This window comes from Pseudomonas sputi (assembly GCF_021603585.1).
Classification (GTDB): Bacteria; Pseudomonadota; Gammaproteobacteria; order Pseudomonadales; family Pseudomonadaceae; genus Aquipseudomonas; species Aquipseudomonas sputi.
Genome location: NZ_BQHI01000006.1, coordinates 167,571 through 184,802 on the forward strand (window position 1 = coordinate 167,571; position 17,232 = coordinate 184,802).

The 17,232-nt window shown below is 61.3% G+C and carries 14 protein-coding genes; 3 read left to right on the top strand and 11 right to left on the bottom strand.

Features of this window, described 5'->3' with window-relative positions; translation table 11 throughout:
- Positions 1-22: 22 nt before the first annotated feature.
- The 8 genes from L6D81_RS11175 to L6D81_RS11210 all read right to left on the bottom strand — a co-directional run bounded on the left by L6D81_RS11175 (position 23) and on the right by L6D81_RS11210 (position 10,571).
- Positions 23-991 (bottom strand): 2-hydroxyacid dehydrogenase, encoded by a 969-nt coding sequence (locus L6D81_RS11175; protein WP_236179132.1) that lies wholly within the window; start codon positions 989-991, stop codon positions 23-25.
- Between the two features lie 21 nt (positions 992-1,012).
- On the bottom strand, positions 1,013-2,311 hold the full coding sequence (locus L6D81_RS11180) for an MFS transporter (RefSeq protein WP_236179139.1): 1,299 nt from the start codon (positions 2,309-2,311) through the stop codon (positions 1,013-1,015).
- A 122-nt stretch (positions 2,312-2,433) separates the two neighbouring features.
- Positions 2,434-3,399: a sugar kinase gene (locus L6D81_RS11185; RefSeq protein WP_236179141.1), complete on the bottom strand. Its 966-nt coding sequence runs from the start codon at positions 3,397-3,399 to the stop codon at positions 2,434-2,436.
- Positions 3,392-4,174 carry a sugar phosphate isomerase/epimerase family protein gene (locus L6D81_RS11190; protein WP_236179149.1) on the bottom strand — a complete coding sequence of 261 codons (783 nt, stop codon included), beginning with the start codon at positions 4,172-4,174 and terminating at the stop codon, positions 3,392-3,394. Before L6D81_RS11190 ends, L6D81_RS11185 begins: the two co-directional genes overlap by 8 nt.
- 188 nt (positions 4,175-4,362) lie before the next feature.
- Entirely contained in the window at positions 4,363-5,391 is a 1,029-nt protein-coding gene (locus L6D81_RS11195) for a LacI family DNA-binding transcriptional regulator (RefSeq protein ID WP_276574208.1), read from the bottom strand.
- A gap of 152 nt (positions 5,392-5,543) precedes the next feature.
- On the bottom strand, positions 5,544-6,185 hold the full coding sequence (locus L6D81_RS11200; RefSeq protein ID WP_236179151.1) for a DUF1345 domain-containing protein: 642 nt from the start codon (positions 6,183-6,185) through the stop codon (positions 5,544-5,546).
- Between the two features lie 114 nt (positions 6,186-6,299).
- Positions 6,300-9,398 (bottom strand): efflux RND transporter permease subunit, encoded by a 3,099-nt coding sequence (locus L6D81_RS11205; RefSeq protein ID WP_236179157.1) that lies wholly within the window; start codon positions 9,396-9,398, stop codon positions 6,300-6,302.
- A 15-nt stretch (positions 9,399-9,413) separates the two neighbouring features.
- Positions 9,414-10,571, bottom strand: a complete 1,158-nt coding sequence (locus L6D81_RS11210) for an efflux RND transporter periplasmic adaptor subunit (protein ID WP_236179184.1) — start codon at positions 10,569-10,571, stop codon at positions 9,414-9,416.
- A 203-nt stretch (positions 10,572-10,774) separates the two neighbouring features.
- Between L6D81_RS11210 and L6D81_RS11215 the strand changes: the two genes are divergently transcribed.
- Both L6D81_RS11215 and L6D81_RS11220 read left to right on the top strand, forming a co-directional pair.
- On the top strand, positions 10,775-11,476 hold the full coding sequence (locus L6D81_RS11215; RefSeq protein ID WP_236179191.1) for a response regulator: 702 nt from the start codon (positions 10,775-10,777) through the stop codon (positions 11,474-11,476).
- Between the two features lie 4 nt (positions 11,477-11,480).
- Positions 11,481-12,782 (top strand): ATP-binding protein, encoded by a 1,302-nt coding sequence (locus tag L6D81_RS11220; protein WP_236179201.1) that lies wholly within the window; start codon positions 11,481-11,483, stop codon positions 12,780-12,782.
- Positions 12,783-12,841: 59 nt separating this feature from the next.
- Here the strand turns inward: L6D81_RS11220 and pncA are convergent, their stop codons facing one another.
- Positions 12,842-13,468 carry a bifunctional nicotinamidase/pyrazinamidase gene (pncA, locus tag L6D81_RS11225; RefSeq protein WP_236179204.1) on the bottom strand — a complete coding sequence of 209 codons (627 nt, stop codon included), beginning with the start codon at positions 13,466-13,468 and terminating at the stop codon, positions 12,842-12,844.
- A 221-nt stretch (positions 13,469-13,689) separates the two neighbouring features.
- On the opposite strand from pncA, the gene L6D81_RS11230 reads away from it, so the two are divergent.
- Positions 13,690-15,957, top strand: coding sequence for a hypothetical protein (locus L6D81_RS11230; protein ID WP_236179217.1), 2,268 nt, complete (start codon positions 13,690-13,692; stop codon positions 15,955-15,957).
- On the opposite strand, the gene L6D81_RS11235 is transcribed toward L6D81_RS11230, so the two are convergent.
- Positions 15,941-16,696, bottom strand: a complete 756-nt coding sequence (locus L6D81_RS11235) for an anti-sigma factor family protein (RefSeq protein ID WP_236179224.1) — start codon at positions 16,694-16,696, stop codon at positions 15,941-15,943. The genes L6D81_RS11230 and L6D81_RS11235 overlap by 17 nt on opposite strands.
- Positions 16,693-17,178, bottom strand: a complete 486-nt coding sequence (locus tag L6D81_RS11240; RefSeq protein WP_373874302.1) for an RNA polymerase sigma factor — start codon at positions 17,176-17,178, stop codon at positions 16,693-16,695. Before L6D81_RS11240 ends, L6D81_RS11235 begins: the two co-directional genes overlap by 4 nt.
- Positions 17,179-17,232: the final 54 nt, after the last annotated feature.

The window sequence follows — 17,232 nt, forward strand, 5'->3', positions numbered from 1 at the left end:
CGCGGAGCATGGGAGCGATCAATCAAGGGAAGGGATTCACCAGGTTGGCGGGTTTTTCACCGGCCAAGGCCGCCAACAGATTCTCCACCGCGCACCGCGCCATGGCTTCGCGCGTTTCGTGGGTCGCCGATCCCATGTGCGGCGTTGCCACCACATTATTGAGCTGCAACAACGGCGAATCATGATTCAGCGGCTCACGTTCGAACACATCCAGCCCCGCCGCGCGAATCCGGTTATGGCGCAAGGTGTCGATCATCGCCGCCTCATCCACCACCTTGCCCCGTGAAATGTTGATGAAGATGCTGTCCGGCCGCATCAACGCAAATTGTTCGGCGCCAATCAAACCTTCAGTCTGCGCCGTCAGCGGCAAAGTCAGGCAGATGAAATCCGCCTGCTGCAGCAGATCCTCCAGGCTGCGGTACTGCGCATCGAAGCGCGCCTCGACCGCCGGTTTGCGCGACTGGCTGTGATAGATCACCGGCATCCCGAATCCGAAATGCCCGCGCTGCGCCAATGCCTCGCCAATGCGCCCCATGCCGATGATGCCCAGGGTCTTGCCGTGCACATCGGTGCCGAAATGCGCCGGGCCAATGCTGCGGTGCCAGTGACCACCGCGCACCATGTTCGCCAGTTCCACCACGCGCCGGGCGGTGGCGAGGATCAGCGCGAAACCGGTGTCGGCGGTGGTTTCGGTCAGCACGTCCGGGGTGTTGGTCAGCAGGATTTTGCGCCGGGTCAGGTAGTCGATGTCGTAGTTGTCGACGCCCACCGAGACGCTGGAAATCGCTTCGAGCTTGGGCGCCAGATCGAGCAGCGCCGCGTCCAGTTTCAGGCTCGCGCCGAGCAACCCGTGAGCGCCGGGCAGGGCGTCACGCAGTTTCATCAAGCCATCGGCATCAAGGCTGTCGATCAGCGTCACATCGACCTGTTCTTCAAGGCGCGCCATCAGCGCCGGCGACAGTTTTTTGTACAACACAACCTGCTTTTTCATCGCAGTCATCTCTCTATCAATTCAGGAGTGGGCCGGCTGCGGACGCGGAGCGACACGCTTGGCCGTCACCCGGTCGCTCGCGCCGGGCTTGAGAAAAATCGTCAGCACCACCGAGAGCATCAGCGCGCCGCTCATCAGCAGGTAAGACGCGCCGGGCGACCCGGTGGAGCTGTTCAGGTAGCCGACCAGATACGAGCCGCCGAACGAACCGAGGGCGCCCATGCTGTTGATCAGCGCCATGGCGCCGCCGGCAACGTTGGCCGGCAGGATCTCCGGGACGATGGCGAAGAACGGCCCATAAGGCGCGTACATGCAGGCGCCGGCAATCACCAGCAGCGTGTACGACCACCAGAAATGTTCCGCGCCCAATGCGTAGGAACCGTAGAACGCCACCGACGCAATCAGCAGTGGCGGCCAGACGAAGCGTTTGCGCTTTTGCAGTTTGTCCGAGCCCCACGACACCAGCAACATGCCGATCACCGCCGCCAGATAAGGCAACGCCGACAGCCAGCCGGCCTCGATCATGTCCATCTGCGCGCCGGCCTTGAGGATCGACGGCAGCCACAACACGAAGCCGTAGACGCCGATGCTCCAGCAGAAAAACTGCAACGCCAGGATGATCACCTTCGGCGAACGGAAGGCTTCGGCGTAGTTCTTTACCGCTTTGATCCCGACCTGTTCGGCGGCAAGAGCGCTTTGCAGATCGTGCTTTTCCTGATCGTTGAGCCACGTGGCCTGAGCCGGACGATCATCGGCCAGCCTCCACCAGATAAACGCCCAGAACACCGCCGGCAAGCCTTCAATGATGAACATCCAGCGCCAGCTGAAGTGCTCCACCAAGTACCCCGAGACCACCGACATCCAGAGCATGGTCACCGGGTTGCCGAGGATCAGGAAGGTGTTGGCCCGCGAGCGTTCGGCGCGGGTGAACCAGTGGCAGAGATAGACCAGCATCGCCGGCATCACCGCCGCTTCGACCACACCGAGCATGAAGCGAATGACGATCAGCCAATAGGCGTTGGAAACCACGCCGGTCAGCGTCGCGAGCCCGCCCCAGAGAATCAGGCTGACGAAGATCAGCTTCTTCACGCTGTGTTTTTGCGCGTAGATCGCCCCGGGCACCTGGAAGAAAAAGTAACCGAGGAAGAACAGTGCGCCGAGCAGCGAGGACAGGCCCGGCGTGATCATCAGGTCGGCGGCCATCCCGGAAGCAGCGGCGAACCCGTAGTTGGCGCGGTCCAGATACGCCAGGCTATAGGTGATGAACACGATCGGCATGATGTACCACCAGCGGCGGGTGGCGAGGGTTGCGGTTTTCATGGTCTTGCTCCTGAGCTTGTTGTTTTTGTCGCAGCAGGTTCAATGAATCGGTTGTTGCTCGTACCCACGCTCTGCGTGGGAGCGCCTCCGGGGACGCTCCGCGTTGCATATGACGCAGAGCGTCACGGGCTGCATTCCCACGCAGGAGCATGGGAACGATCAGTCATGAGTTCGGATCGGGTCGGCAACCCCTCCATGTCGCCGCGGCTCTGCACCGCGCGACTGCCAATCCAGTTGGCGCGTCTGACGGCCTCGGCAAAACTCTGGTGTTCCAGCAGGGCGCTGATCATCCCGACCGCAAAACCATCGCCGGCACCCACCGTATCGACCACGGTCTGGACCGGCACCCCGGCGACAAATCCCTGATCCAGATGGGTGCGGTAATACGCACCTTGCGGCCCGAGCTTGATCGCCACGGCTTCGGCACCCTGATCGAGATAAAACGCCGCGATGTCCGCCGGATCTTCAAACCCTGTCAGCAAGCGACCTTCGCTCAACCCCGGTAGCACCCAGTGGGCGAGGGCGGCGAGGCGGTTGATCTCGCTGATCATCTCCCGTTCGCTGGCCCACAGGCTCGGGCGCAGGTTGGGGTCGAACGACACGCTGCGCCCGGCGTTGCGCATGCGGGTCATCAGTTCATGGGACATTTCCCGCGCCGACGTGGACAGCGCCGGAGGAATACCGGTGGCGTGCAGGTGCCGGGCACTCAACAGCATCGGGGTAATCGACAGCGGCGACAGATGACTGGCTGCCGAGCCACGGCGGAAATACTCGACCGTCGGATCGCTGCCGTCATCGTTGCGGGATTTGAGCTGGAAACCGGTCGGGTGCGCGTTGTCGACTTCAACGTGACTGCAATCGAGCCCCTCGCGGGCCAGGGTTTCGACAACAAATCGTCCCAGCGAGTCGGCACCGACCCGGCTCAGCCACGCGACCTTGAAGCCCAGCCGCGACAAGCCGATGGCGACGTTGCTGTCGGCCCCGGCAATCCGTTTGTGAAACTGCTCGACGCAGGCCAGATCACCGCTCTGTTCGGCAACAAACATGGCCATGGTTTCGCCGAACGACAGGATATCGATCTCAGACATGGGCAGGCTCCAGGCGGGACTGGCCGAGCTGGGCGAGGGCGGCGACGTGTTCGGTGGTGAGTTGCACCAGGTCATCGCCCTGCAGCGGGTATTCGGCGGCGCGCATGACCCCTTGGGCCATGTGCCGCAGCAGTTGTTCCCACAGATGCAGGTCAGTGGCGGCGGGCGGCACGGCCACCAGTTTGCCGTCGGTACGGCGGGCCACGGCTTTGCAATGCACGTAGCCGACGTGACGGCCCAACAGCCGAGCGGCGCTGGTGGCGGACTGGTCTTGCCACTGCCAGTTGCCGATGTCGAAGGTCATCTTGATCGGCAGGTTGTGCTGCTCGACGGCGGCGAAGAAACGCTGGAAAGGCTCGATCCGCCCGCCGTGCAGGGTCTGGTCATTCTCTACCAGCAGTTGCGCAGGGCTTTGCGCAAGGATTTGCGCCAATGTCTGCAGGTCGTTGTTGTCGGTGAAAAAACCAAGGGAAACCTTCAGCCACTTCGAGCCAAATGCTTCGGCGTTTCGCAGCGCGGTGATGAGTTCGGGATTGGGCCGCGATTGACCGGCGAGCCACAGTTCGGTGGGCGAGGAATAGATGCTCTGCAGGCCTTCGGCTTGCGTGGCAGCGGCGAGTTGTTCGGCGACTTCGTTGGTCAGCAGCTCTTCGCGCCATTCGATGCGGTTGGCGCTCGAAGCGGCCAGCACTTCGATGAAAGAAGCCTGACCACGACGGCGAACGAGGTCGGCGCCGTAGCTGGAAAGGCTGATGGCAACGGCGGGTTTATTCATTTGGGTAAAAGAGTCCTGATCCGTGCATGACACATGGGTCGAGCCTTGGTTGGGGAAATCGCTGGAAACGGCGGGTTTATTCATTGTTATCTACCTCTGAAACCGGTTTCATTTTCGTTCAAAAAAAATCAGCAGGTTGTGCAGTGCTCTTTCGGCCCCATTGCTGGCAAGCCAGCGATGGGGCCACATCAATCGCTACATAAACCACGGGTTGAGCCGCGCTCGACCAGTACTGGCGCAAAATCCAGTGTCCGTGCCGCTTCATCATCCCCACGCAACCGCTTGAGCAAACACTCAAACGCCCGCGCACCCATCTCTTGTGTCGGCTGGGCGAGGGCGGTGATCCCGCTGCCCACCAACGGATACCAATCCAGATCATCCAGCGCGATCAGCCCGACATCCTCAAACAACCGGCAGCCAATCTCGCGCAGAGCCAGGGTGCAGGCGAGCGCCGCCACGCCATTGGCGCAGAACAGGACTTTAGGTTCCGAAGCAGGTGTGTTCAAAAAGGCTTGAAGGTCGTTCGCAAGGCTCGAGCCGGTTTCCAGCACCGAGCCATTTATGCCTTGGCGCTGGGCAATCTGTTGCTGAAAACTGCTGACCCGCTCGATCCGCGAACTGGTGCCGTCATGAGGTTCGGTCACCAGCAGCACATGGCGATAGCCGCGCTGCTCAAGATGCGTGAGTGCCATTTCGATGGCTTGCGGGTTGTTCAGTCCGACCATGTCGCTGTCGAGCCCCTCGACCTTGCGGTCTACCAGCACCAGCGGCATTTCCCGTTTCAACTCATCCAGCTCATCCCGGTGATGACCGAGGGTGTTCACGATCAACCCTTCGATGTTGTACGAGCGCAACAGCGCCAGGTGCTGGCGTTCCTGCTCGTCATCGCGGTCGGTGTTGCACACCACGAGGCTGTAGCCGTGCCGGCGGCAGGCGGTTTCCACCCCGTGCATCACGGCGATCGAATAAGGGTTGCGGATATCGGCCACCAGCATGCCGATCAGGCGGGTGCGGCCGCGTTTCAAACCTCGGGCCATCTGGTTCGGACGATAACCGAGTTCGGCAATCGCCTGCTCGATGCGTTGGGCAATGGCGTCGGAGAGCAAGGCGCGGTCGTCGCCGATGAAGCGCGAGACGCTGGCCTTGGAGACGCCGGCGTGTTCGGCAACGTCGAGCATGGTCACGCGGCTGCGCTGGGCGGCGGAGAAATCGTTCACGGTCTGAAACCTTGTTATTGGATTTGTCAGGTCAGATTATCTGTATCTGAAACCGGTTTCAGGAAACACCAGAAGCGATTCGATCGTCAAGTGAATGATCGGGAGACATTCGTAAGTCGCCGACTAATGGCGCTCGGGTGTGATCGCCGACTTCAGCCGAACAACCCGGCTGCGATATTGATCGAAAACCCGAGGATGGCCGTATTGAACACAAACCCGATCAACGACTGTGCCAGCACGATCTTGCGTATTTCCCGCGTGGCGACGCCAACATCCGCCGTCTGCACGGCCACGCCGATGGTGAACGAGAAGTACAGAAAGTCCCAATAGTTGGGTGTTGTCAGGCCTTCGGCAAAGCGCAGCGCCGGCTCCTTGCCGTCCCAGGTATAAAACAGCCTGGCGTAGTGGACGCTGAAAATGACCCCGATCAGCAACCATGAGCCAATCACCGTCAACGCGGTAAAGCCGTAGTGCAGGAGCTTGTGGGAAGTTTGCAGATCCTTGCTGCCGACCAGTTCCAGGGTAATGGCTGCCAGACTGGCCAGCGCTGCGATACACACCACGAACAACACCAGTCCGGCGTTCTCGTCCTCGACTTCGGCGATGCGCCTGACGTCCGGCGCTTTTGCCCGGGCTGTCAGCCAGAACATCAGGATCAGATAGGTCCAGACGCCGGTGTTCCAGCCGATGAGGATTTTGCTGATGACGGAGTCGGCCGGGGCCAGCAGGCCGACGGCGAGTCCGAATAACGCGGCAGCGGAGAGGCGAGGGTGGGTGCGGGCGAGGAAGCGCATGGGAACTCGATGGGCCAGGGTGTGCAGACACCTTAGCCCAGCGCTGGCAGGTGTGGCCACAACGCCGGATGTTTGCAAAACCCTGAGGGAGCGAGCCCGCTCCCTCAGTCGGGATCACTGGGGTTTGGCAAACCTGCGTACAAGTTTGATCACGACAACGAAGAACACCGGCACAAAAATCACCGCCAATGTGGCCGTAATCATCCCGCCAATCACCCCGGTCCCGATCGCCTGCTGACTCGCGGAACTGGCGCCCGTGGCGATCGCCAGCGGCACCACGCCCAGAATGAACGCCAGCGAGGTCATGACAATCGGCCGCAAACGCAGGCGTGCCGCTTGCAGCGTGGCGTCAATCAAATCATGACCTTCGTCATACAGGCTCTTGGCAAACTCGATGATCAGAATCGCGTTCTTCGCCGACAGACCGATGATGGTGATCAGTCCGACCTTGAAGAACACATCGTTGGGCATCCCGCGCAAGGTCACTGCCAGCACTGCGCCGAGTACGCCCAGCGGTACAACCAACAACACCGATGTTGGAATCGACCAGCTCTCGTACAGCGCCGCCAGACACAGGAACACGATCAGCAGCGACAACCCGAGCAGGATCGGCGCCTGGCTGCCGGACAAACGTTCCTGCAACGACAGACCAGTCCATTCCTGACCCAGACCTTTCGGCCCCTGGGCCACCAGCCTTTCAATCTCCGCCATGGCTTCGCCGGTGCTGTGGCCGGGCTTCGGCTCGCCGGAAATCGAGATCGCCGGGTAGCCGTTGTAGCGGGTCAGCTGCGCCGGGCCCTGGGTCCATGTGGCTCTGACGAACGCCGACAGCGGCACCATCTGCCCGGCATCGTTGCGTACGTGCATCTTCAACAAGTCATCGACCTGACTGCGACGGTCACCTTCAGCCTGCACAACAACCCGTTGCATCCGCCCCTGATTAGGGAAGTCGTTGACGTACGCAGAGCCGATGGCAGTGGACAACACGTTGCCGACATCGGCAAAGGCAACACCCAGGGCATTGGCCTGTTTACGGTCCACTTCCAACTGCACTTGTGGCGCTTCGGCCAGTGCGCTTTCACGGACGTTCATCAGGATCGGGCTTTTCTCGGCAGCGGCCAGCAGCTGGGTACGGGCTTCCATCAAGGTCGCATGGCCGAGGCCGCCGCGATCCTGCAGGCGGAACTCGAAGCCGCTGGACGTGCCGAGACCATCCACCGGCGGCGGCAGCACGGCGAAGGCCACGGCGTCCTTGATCTGGCTGAGGGCGATGTTGGCGCGGTCGGCAATCGAGCTGGCCGAGTCGTCGCTGCCACGCTGCGACCAGTCCTTGAGTGTGGTGAACGCCAACGCCGCGTTCTGCCCGCTACCGGAGAAGCTGAAACCGAGAATCACGGTGCTGTCGCCCACGCCTGGTTCGCCGGCGTTGTGCGCTTCGATCTGCTCGACCACCTGCACCGTGCGGTTCTTGCTCGCACCGGGTGGCAGTTGAATGTCGGTGATGGTGTAACCCTGGTCCTCGACCGGCAGGAACGAGGAGGGCAGGCGCGCGAAGCACAGGCCCAGTCCGACCAGCAACACAACGTAGATCAGCAGATAACGACCGGTGCGTTTCAGCGCATGACCAACCCAGCCCTGATAACGATCGCTCAGTTGCTCGAAGCGGCGGTTGAACCAGCCGAAGAACCCGGATTTCTCGTGGTGTTCACCCTTGGCGATCGGCTTGAGCAAGGTGGCGCACAGCGCCGGGGTCAGGGTCAGGGCGAGGAACGCCGAGAACAGGATCGAGGTGGCCATCGACAGTGAGAACTGGCGGTAGATGACACCGACCGAACCCTGCATGAACGCCATCGGAATGAACACCGCGACCAGCACCAGCGTGATGCCGATGATCGCTCCGGTGATCTGGCTCATCGCCTTGCGCGTCGCTTCTTTGGGCGACAGGCCTTCGGTGGCCATGATCCGCTCGACGTTTTCCACCACCACGATGGCGTCGTCCACCAGAATGCCGATGGCCAGCACCATGCCGAACATGGTCAGCACGTTGATCGAGAATCCCAGTGCCAACATGGTGGCGAAGGTGCCCATCAGCGCCACCGGCACCACCAGCGTCGGGATAAGCGTGTAGCGGATGTTCTGCAGGAACAGGAACATCACCGCAAACACCAGCAACATCGCCTCGCCGAGGGTGTAGATCACTTTGGTGATCGAGACCTTCACGAACGGCGAAGTGTCGTAGGGGATCTTGTATTCCACGCCCGCCGGGAAATAGCGCGACAGTTCATCCATCTTCGCCCGGATCAAGGTTGCGGTGCTGAGCGCGTTGGCGCCGGGCGACAGTTGCACGCCGACGGCGGTGGACGGCTTGCCGTTCAGACGGGTGCCGAACTGGTATTCCTGACTGCCGATCTCGACCCGCGCCACATCCTTGATGCGCACGGTGGAGCCGTCCGGATTGGCCTTGAGTACGATGTCGGCGAATTCTTCCGGCGTCGAAAGCTGACCTTTGACCAGAATCGTCGCGGTGATTTCCTGGGTGCTCGGGTTCGGCAGATCGCCGATGCTGCCCGCCGAGACCTGGGCGTTCTGCGCGACGATGGCGGCGTTGACGTCGGCCGGCGTCAGGTTGAAACCGATCAGCTTCTGCGGATCGACCCAGATCCGCATCGCCCGCTCGGCGCCGTACAGCTGGGCCTTGCCGACGCCGTCGATGCGCTTGATCTCGTTCATCACGTTGCGCGCCAGGTAGTCGCTGAGCGCCACGTCGTCGAGCTTGCCGTCGCTGGAGGTCAGGGTGATCAGCAGCAGGAAACCGGCGGAGACTTTTTCCACCTGCAAACCTTGCTGATTGACCGCTTGCGGCAAGCGCGACTCAACCACCTTGAGCCGGTTCTGCACATCGACTTGTGCCAGTTCCGGGTTGGTGCCCGGCTGGAACGTCGCCTTGATCGTGGCGCTGCCCAGGCTGCTTTGCGATTCGAAATACAGCAGGTGATCGGCGCCGTTGAGCTCTTCCTCGATCAGGCTGACCACGCTTTCGTCGACGGTCTGCGCCGAGGCGCCCGGGTACACGGCATAGATTTCGATCTGCGGCGGCGCGACGTCGGGGTATTGCGCCACCGGCAATTGCGGGATGGCCAGCGCACCGGCCAACAGGATGAACAACGCGACGACCCAGGCGAACACCGGGCGGTCGATAAAGAACTGCGGCATAGAAGAGCGTCCTGCTTACTGACCAGAGGTCTGGGCAAGTGGAAGAGGGGTGTCGTCGATCTGCACCACTTCGCCCGGCCGGGCGTGTTGCAGGCCTTCGATGACAATGCGGTCGCCGGCCTTGAGGCCACCGGTGACGATCCAGCGGTCGTTCTGCACCGCACCCAGTTGCACCGGCTGTTGGGCGACGCGCATCTGATCGTCGAGGGTCAGGACCTGCGCCACGCCGGCGCTGTCACGTTGCACCGCACGCTGGGGAACGGTGAGGCCATGTTGAATCACGCCTTGTTCCAGACGCACACGCACGTAGCTGCCAGGCAGCAGATCGAGATCCGGGTTGGGGAACTCGCTGCGCAGAATGATCTGACCGGTGCCCGGATCGACCGTGATGTCGCTGAACAGCAATTTGCCCGGCAGCGGATAAAGGCTGCCGTCGTCCTGGATCAGCGTGGCCTTGACTTCATCCTGGCCAACCTGCTGCAACTGCCCGGAACGGAAGGCCCGGCGTAGCTCATTCAATTCACGGGTCGACTGGGTGAGGTCGGCGTGGATCGGGTTCAGTTGCTGGATCAGCGCCAGCGGTGTGGTTTCGTTCTGACCGACCAGCGCGCCCTCTGTCACCAGAGCACGACCGATGCGCCCGGAGATCGGCGCAGTGACGGTGGCGTAACCGAGGTTCAGTTTGGCGCGCTCGACGGCAGCCTTGTTGGCTGCAACGTCGGCGGCGGTCTGCCGGGCGTTGGCGCGGGCATTGTCGTAGTCCTGAGCGCTGATGGCCTTGTCGTCGATCAACTGGGCGTAGCGCTGCTCCTGCAGTTTTGCCTGGAACGCGTTGGCCTCGGCCTTGCGCAGGGCGGCTTCGGCGCTGTCGAGGTCAGCCTTGAACGGAGCCGGGTCGATGCGGAACAGCACGTCGCCCTTTTTCACGTCGCTGCCTTCGCGGTAAGTGCGTTGCAGCACCACGCCGGCCACTCGGGCACGGACTTCGGCGATCCGCGGCGCGGCAATGCGCCCGCTCAGTTCGCTGCTGATCAACAGGGGGTGTGCCTCAAGGGTTTCGATTCGCACGGTGGCCGGCGGTGCCTGTTCCTCGGCGTTCGAGGATTTATCACAGGCACTCAGCGTCAGCGCCAATGCGATCAGGCCGAGCCCGGCCAGCAGATTCTTCGACATGTACAACCCCCAATATTGATCTGCGCATCCTACGGACAGTCGCCGAGGTTAGCGGTGAAGCTTTGTAGGCGCTGTGTGAAATTGTGTAAGGGTTTTGCTCAGGGACGAGTGAGGGCGTATATCCTTTACGCCTTGAAATTTATTGCGACAGATATGCCGCCTTCGCGGGCAAGCCAGTCGCCACAGCACTTTCTGGATCATCAATGCCCAACATCCTCCTGGTCGAAGACGACACCGCCCTCGCCGAACTGATCTCCAGTTACCTCGAACGCAACGGTTATTCCGTCAGCGTGATCGGCCGAGGCGACCATGTGCGTGAACGGGCGAGGCTCAATCCGCCGGATCTGGTGATTCTTGACCTGATGCTGCCAGGCCTTGACGGCTTGCAAGTCTGCCGCCTGTTGCGCGCCGACTCGGCAACGCTGCCAATCCTGATGCTCACCGCCCGCGACGACAGCCACGATCAAGTACTGGGCCTGGAAATGGGCGCCGACGACTACGTCACCAAACCCTGTGAGCCACGAGTCCTGCTGGCGCGGGTCCGGACTTTGCTACGGCGCAGCAGCCTCGCTGAACCGATGACTGCCAACGACCGGATCCTGATGGGCAATCTGTGCATCGATCTGTCCGAACGCACGGTGACCTGGCGTGAACAGCCGGTCGAACTGTCCAGCGGTGAATACAACCTGCTGGTGGTGCTGGCCCGTCATGCTGGAGAAGTGCTGAGCCGCGACCAGATCCTGCAGCGCCTGCGCGGCATCGAGTTCAACGGCACCGACCGCTCGGTGGACGTGGCGATTTCCAAGCTGCGGCGCAAGTTCGACGACCACGCGGGCGAGGCGCGCAAGATCAAGACCGTGTGGGGCAAGGGCTACCTGTTCAGCCGCTCCGAGTGGGAATGCTGATTCGATGTTCAGAATCCTGTTTCGCCTCTATCTGGTGACGATCGTTTCCTACAGCGCGGCGATCTATCTGGTGCCGGATCTGGTGGTGATGGCGTTCAGGGAGCGATTCGTTACCTACAACCTCGACTATTCCCGTGGCCTGCAATCGCTGATCACCAAGCAGTTTCGCGCGGTGCCGCAGGATCAGTGGCCGGCGCTCGCGGCATCGATGGACAAGGATTTCCAGCCGCTGCACATCGTTCTGGCCCGTATCGATGACCCTGGCTTCACCGCTATCGAGCAAGAGCGTCTGCGGCGCGGCGAGAATATGGTGCGGGTGGGCGACTGGGGCTGGCGCACGCTGGCGGTCACGCCGTTGAACGACGAGATGGCGGTGCAGATGGTGGTGCCGCCGGATCCGATGGACGTGAGTCTGTTGTACTGGAGCATCAACGTGCTGATCGGCGCGAGTCTGCTGGCGTGTCTGTTGCTCTGGTTTCGTCCGCACTGGCGTGATCTGGAACGCCTCAAGGGCACCGCCGAACGTTTCGGCAAGGGCCATTTGAGCGAGCGCACGCAAATCGGCCCGAGTTCCAATATCGGCAGCCTGGCCCACGTGTTCGACACCATGGCCGGTGACATCGAAAACCTGCTCAATCAGCAACGGGATCTGCTCAATGCCGTGTCCCACGAGTTGCGCACGCCGCTGACACGCCTGGACTTCGGCCTGGCGCTGGCACTGTCCGACGACTTGCCGCAAGCCAGCCGCGAACGTCTGCAAGGGCTGGTCGCGCACATCCGCGAACTCGATGAGTTGGTGCTGGAGTTGCTGTCCTACAGTCGCCTGCAGAATCCGGCGAAGTTGCCGGAGCAGGTCGAAGTATCGCTGGACGAGTTCATCGACAGCATTCTGGGCAGCGTCGACGAAGAGCTGGAATCTCCGGAAATTGTCATCGATGTGCTGCTGCACAATCAGCTGGAACGCTTCTCCCTCGACCCGCGCCTGACTGCGCGCGCGATTCAGAACCTGCTGCGCAATGCCATGCGCTACTGCGAAAAACGCATTCAGATCGGCGTGCAGGTCTGCCCGAAGGGCTGTGAGATCTGGGTGGATGACGACGGGATCGGCATCCCGGAAGAGGAGCGGGAGCGGATTTTCGAACCATTCTATCGACTGGATCGCAGCCGCGACCGGGCGACTGGCGGGTTTGGCCTGGGGCTGGCGATCAGCCGTCGTGCGCTGGAGGCGCAGGGCGGAGCCTTGACGGTGGAAGGTTCGCCGTTGGGTGGGGCGCGGTTCAGGCTTTGGCTGCCAACCCCCGTTTAGCGCTCGTTCCCACGCGGAGCGCGGGAATGATCAGTGCGTTGGGTGGGAGTGAGCGCCAGTCAAAGCAGTTCAGTGGACTGGATCAGGCCAACGCCGGCCACTTGCATCCGCTCGATCGCCGCCGCCAGCGATCCATTCAGATCAATCGCTCGACACGCATCCAGCACCACAAACGTGTTGAACCCCGCCGCCCGTGCATCCAGTGCGGAAAACATCACACAGAAATCCAGCGCCAGGCCGACCATGTACACCGTGTCGATGCCGCGCTCCTTCAGATAACCCGCCAGACCTGTGGTCGTGACGCGGTCCGCTTCCAGAAACGCCGAATAGCTGTCGATGTCCGGGTTGCAGCCCTTGCGGATGATCAATTGCGCATGGGGCAGGTGCAATTCCGGGTGGAGTTCGGCACCTCCGCTGGCCTGCACACAATGATCCGGCCAGAGGGTCTGTTCGCCGTAGGGTAGTTGAATCACGTCGTAGGGCTTGTGGCCGGGATGACTGGAGGCGAACGATGCATGGCCGGCAGGGTGCCAGTCCTGTGTGATCACGATCTGTTTGAACTGAAGGGCGAGATCGTTGACCAACGGCACTATCCGATCTCCTTCGGGCACCGGCAGTCGGCCGCCGGGAATGAAGTCGTTCTGTACATCGATGACCAGCAATGCACTACGAGGCGTGGTCGACATCGGTAATCCTTACTTGAAAAGTCACTGGTCCAGCATAGTACAGCGTGCCTCGTACGCTTGATCGGGCGAGCGCAATCCAACGGCAATTCTTGATCAATTTCTTCGAGAAAACACCTGTCACATATGACAGTTGTGGCCTTCGCTGCATGGGTGTCTGATGGCGGCCACGCGATGCTGCATTGATCAATCCCTTTCGATCCGTTGGCAAAGGACTGAAGACGATGGCCGTCCCTACACTTGTTCAACCTCGTATTCCCGGTATGAAACAACCGGTGTCCGCGCCGCAGCCGGTCGATGCCGGACTGCCGTTGGCGCTGACTTATCTCTATCCCGAGGGTGTCAAGGTGTTCATCGAGCCTGCAGCAGGTATGGTTGCGGATGACAGGCTTGTCTTGCGAATTGACGGTGTTCTGGTGGCAGCCAAACCGATTGTCACTGGTGAAGAGTCCCTGCGTGCGGTCCTGTATGTGCAGGCAAAGCTTTGGAAGGACGGGCTTAACACACTGGATTACGGCCTGGAACGAGCCGGCGTCGAGATTGAAACTTCACACCCGTTGCGGGTCTGGCTCCACAGCAAGCGTCCGGGACTGGTGGATCGTTTTCCCGAGGAGGAGGGTCATTCGGAGCTGAAGCTGAGCGTCGAGCAAGGGGTACTCGATGAAGGCGTCAATCCCGAACGCGCACGGGAAGGCGTTGATGTCACGCTTTCCTATCCGTTGATGAGAGTTTTCGACAACGTGCAACTTGATTGCAACGGCGTGATCCTGACGTGGCTTGTGACCCAGGCTGACGTCGATAACGGACAGCCATTGGTGATCACGATCAATGAAGCGACGTTCATCGAAGCGGGCGACGCGGCGGATTTTCCGTTGAAGTTCACGGTGACCGATTGTGTTGGCAATAGTCCGGACACCGACAATCCGTACTCGGGCGCGTTGTCTCTGTACGTCAACCTTTTGGGGCAATGGTACGACCCGCCGATTGTCAGTGAAGACCCTGCCGACGCCGAAGATGACCCCGATACGATCGACCTGGACAAGCTTGCCGGCGGTCCCGCGACTGCGCAGGTGTACGTGTCTGGCAACTGGATGAAAGGTGACGACATTCATCTGGACTGCCGCTTCCAGGGTGCGGAAGGTGACGTGCAGTCATTGACGTTGATCGAGACGGTCAAGAACAAGCCGTTCATGTACGCGTTCTCCGTACCGAACGAGTCTCTGGTTGCCGCTTTGGGCGGCAAGGCGACATTCCGATACACCCGGGTAAGTGGTGGGGTGGCGCTGGATCGATCCGCGACGCTGACGGTCCGCGTCATTGGTGCCGCCACCAGTGATCTAATGCCTCCAACCCTCGTCGGGACTGGCTACCAGTTTCATCCATTGGACTTTCCCGACGGTGTGACCGCTCGTGTCGAGTTCCTCGAGGCCCGTGACGGCGATCAGGCTCGTCTGCTGGTCAACGGGGCTCCAGGGCTTGGCTCACCGGAGTTCAAGGCGGTCAACTTCAACAAGAATCACCGTGCCAATTTCGTACTCAAGCCTGAAGTGCTTGTGGCCAATCACGGCCGAACGATGAAACTGGCTTGGGAGTTGCTGCGGCCGCAAGGCACGCAGCCATCGGGTGAGCGGGAGGTCACCGTCCACAGGATCGAAGACGCCGATTGGCGCTTGCCAACCCCGGGGTTGCCACAGGCTCTGGGTGATGAAATGCTCGATCTGGGCGCATTCAGCGGGCACGCTCAGGCAACCTGCAAACCTTGGCCTGGGATGGCTGTGGGGCAGTTACGCTGGTTTCATATGCGCGGGACCGGTCTTGATGACGGGGACTATGAGATCACGATTGCCGTGGGTGCTCCGGTCACGGTGCCGGAAACAACCGCCGGTCTGGACAATGCGCTGATGCGTGATCTGCTGCTGAAATTCAAGCCGGGAACCACGGTGGTCCTGGAGCTGAAGGTGGCATTTGACGGTAATAACGACGAGCGCTCCGCCGTGGTTTTCAAAACCCGCGAGTATCAGGTCCTGAGCCTGCCGGCCATGGTATTGGAGGACTTCAAGCAGGCACCCGCGCAAGCGGTGACGAAGGGGGGCGTCATGGAAACCGCCAACCTGCGAATCAGTTTTGTGTCGGGCAGTGGCGAGTGCGCAATCATGCCACGTGCCGATATCGGCCAATCATTCGCCGGACGGGTTGAAGGTCAGGTGTTGAGCATTGGTCGTGACAGCTCTCCCCCAGAGCCCGTTATCGTAGAGCTGGAGTTGAAAAATGCCTGCTCCCGCGTCAGTTTCTGGCATTTAAGCAGCAACTATGGGGACAGTTTCGTGGAGTGTCTGTCTGCGGACAGAACCCTGCTTGCAAGCAAGTCTCTCGGCACGTCGTACAGCACGCCACAAAGCCTGCTGCATGAGGCAGAGGGGATAAAAATCATCCGGATTGTCTGTCCGAAAGCAGACTGGTTCTCCCTCGACATGATCAAAGTTGAATATTGATCAGGTTTCGGGCAAGACCGTGAAGCTCGGATGTCGGGTTGTATCCGATCAACATCCACGCATGTTCGTGGACGGTCCAGTACACCACATTCATTTTGTGTCGACGTTCCTGCTCCACGGGAAGACTGCCACTGTTCGAGCGCGTCACGCATAGCGCCAGCGGGCCGTATCTGGCGTCCCGATAAACGATCTGTGCAATAGGTACGCCGTCGTATTCGAGTATTTGCGCACGCTTGAACACGGCACCGGGCAGTTTCAGCTTGGCGGGCGAAAGGCTCAGGCCCAGTCGCGCATCGATGGATCGCAATTGCGCCCATTGTGAGGCCTCGTCGGTGGGCAAGTGTTCGAGGGTCTGCGGCACATACAGCGCCATGTAATCGCCCACCCGCGCGCGCCAGTTGTGCGCTTGCTGTGCTTGCCAGGTCAGGAACAAACGGTCTGCCGCCACCCCCGCGAGCGCCGCACCGGCTGCGGCCGCACCGAGGAACCAGCGTCGGCTGAAACCCGGCTTCTGCGGTGAGGGCGCAGCATCAAGCCGAGCCTGCAAGCGATCGAGCGGCGCCTGTTGCACCAGTTCGTCATAAGCAGCCTTGAACGGCAGACTGCTGCGGTCAAGCCATTGCACCCGCAGATTCAGCAGCGGATCGTCGGCGATGAGGCTGTCGAGCTGGCTGCGTTGGTCACGGTCCAGTTCATCGTCCAGATACGCCACCAGTTGCTCGTCGGAAGGCGTATTCATTGCCGGTCTCCTGCGGGGCTGTTCGGGACCGCTTGCAGCGGCGGGTATTCGGCCAGTTTCAGGCGCGCGGTGGCCAGGCGGCTCATGACTGTGCCGATCGGCACTTGCAGGATCTCGGCGACTTCGCGGTAGGACAGGCCCTCGACGTACGCGAGATACACCGTTTCGCGCTGGGTTTCCGGCAATGCATCGACCCGGCGGATCACCTGCGAGGCCATCACATGAGTCTGCGCGGCGTATTCGCCATCGAATGTCAGCTGACCGTCGGCGTCCGTCACGCCCTGGCCCAGGCGCACCCGACGGGCGCGCACTTCGTTGAGCCAGATCGAATGCAGGATGCTCAGCAGCCAGCGATCCATGCGCGTGCCGGCCACGTACTGGCCCGAACGTTCCAGCGCCCGCACGCAGGTGGCTTGCACCAGATCCTCGGCCACGTGCCGGTTGCGCGACAGCAGCAAGCCGTAGCGCCACAGGCGCGCCAGGTGTTGCCCGAGTTCGGCTCTGAAGGCCTGATCGCTGAAAATGTTCGCCTCCGC